This window comes from Paracraurococcus ruber, from assembly GCF_004353985.1.
Taxonomy (GTDB): Bacteria; Pseudomonadota; Alphaproteobacteria; order Acetobacterales; family Acetobacteraceae; genus Paracraurococcus; species Paracraurococcus ruber.
The window spans coordinates 1-1,474 of sequence record NZ_SMOA01000557.1; the positions used below are offsets into that span (position 1 = coordinate 1).

Annotated in this window: 1 protein-coding gene; it reads left to right on the forward strand. The window is 76.5% G+C overall.

The window, feature by feature from the left end; all coding sequences use genetic code 11:
* Positions 1 to 185 precede the first annotated feature (185 nt).
* Positions 186 to 1,142 (forward strand): acetyl-CoA carboxylase carboxyltransferase subunit alpha, encoded by a 957-nt coding sequence (locus E2C05_RS31725; protein ID WP_133223579.1) that lies wholly within the window; start codon positions 186 to 188, stop codon positions 1,140 to 1,142.
* Positions 1,143 to 1,474: the final 332 nt, after the last annotated feature.

Genomic DNA, 1,474 nt, shown 5'->3' on the forward strand with positions numbered 1-1,474 from the left:
GGGCCGGGCGGCTCGGCCGGCGGCTGCCCCGGCCGCGGCAGCGTGGCCCCGCCGCTTCCGCCGCCGGCGCTTTTCCGCTAACCCGGCCGCCCCGGGGGACCGGTCACGCGGCGCGCCAGCCGGCGCCGTGGCGCTGACCCGTTCCCATCTGCCCGCCCCGCCCCTGCGCGGGCCACAGGGACCCGATGCGCCACTTCCTGGATTTCGAGAAGCCGATCGCCGAACTCGAGGGCAAGATCGAGGAGCTCCGCCGCACCACCGATGCCGGCGGCATCGACCTGGGCGAGGAGGTGGCGCGGCTGCGCGACAAGGCGCAGGGGCTGCTGCGCAGCACCTATGCCAAGCTCTCCCCCTGGCAGAAGACGCTGGTCGCCCGGCACCCGGACCGGCCGAAATGCCTGGACTATGTCCGGGCGCTGATCGAGGAATGGACGCCGCTGGCCGGCGACCGCGCCTTCGCCGACGACGCGGCGGTGGTGGGCGGCCTCGGCCGGTTCCGCGGCCGGGCGGTGGCGGTGCTGGGGACCGAGAAGGGCGCCGACACCGAAAGCCGGGTGCGGCACAATTTCGGCATGGCGCGGCCGGAAGGCTACCGCAAGGCGCGCCGGATCATCGAGCTGGCCGGCCGCTTCGGCCTGCCGATCCTGTCCTTCGTGGACACCGCCGGCGCCTTCCCGGGGATCGAGGCGGAGGCGCGCGGCCAGGCCGAGGCCATCGCCCGGTCCATCGAGGCCTGCCTGGAAGCGCCCGTGCCCTTCGTCGCCACCATCATCGGGGAAGGCGGGTCGGGCGGCGCCATCGCGCTGGCGGCCGCCGACCGGGTGCTGATGCTGGAGCACAGCGTCTATTCGGTGATCAGCCCGGAAGGCTGCGCCAGCATCCTCTGGCGCGACTCGGCCCAGGCGGCGACGGCGGCCGAGGCGTTGAAGCTGACGGCCGAGGACCTGAAGCGCCTGGCCCTGGTGGATGCGGTGGTGCCGGAGCCGATGGGCGGCGCCCAGCGCGACCCGGCCGCGACGGTGGCCGCGGTGGGGGAGACGGTGTGGCAGAGCCTGGAGCCGCTGCTGGCCTATGACGGCGCCACGCTGCGGGCCCGGCGGCGGGAGAAATTCCTGGAGATGGGCCGCATCGGCGTGGTCTGACGGCGGGGGCCGTCCGGCATGGCCCGCGGCGGGCCGAGGCGCTGCGCCAGGGTTGCGCAGCGGTTGCCCGGCGCCCGGGGGCGCCAGGGATTTGCCGACGGTGCTGGTCCATGGCCATCGGCATCGGGCCGGGGATCCGGCCCATCGCCGTGGTCGGCCCGGCCCATCGCCGTGGTCGGCCCGGCGCCCCGGATGCGCCGACACGAAGGGCTCGGCTGGCGGCGCGCCGGCCCATGCCGCGGCCGGCTTCGGCGGCGGTGGGGCGGGCCAGGCGGCCGCCGGCCCGCGCCCGTCCACCGGGCGCGGTCCGTGGTGACAGCCCGCGAACGCCA

Excerpts from the sequence above, each read along its gene's own strand:
- E2C05_RS31725 (WP_133223579.1), top strand. The coding sequence starts at position 186 with ATGCGCCACTTCCTGGATTTCGAGAAGCCGATCGCCGAACTCGAGGGC.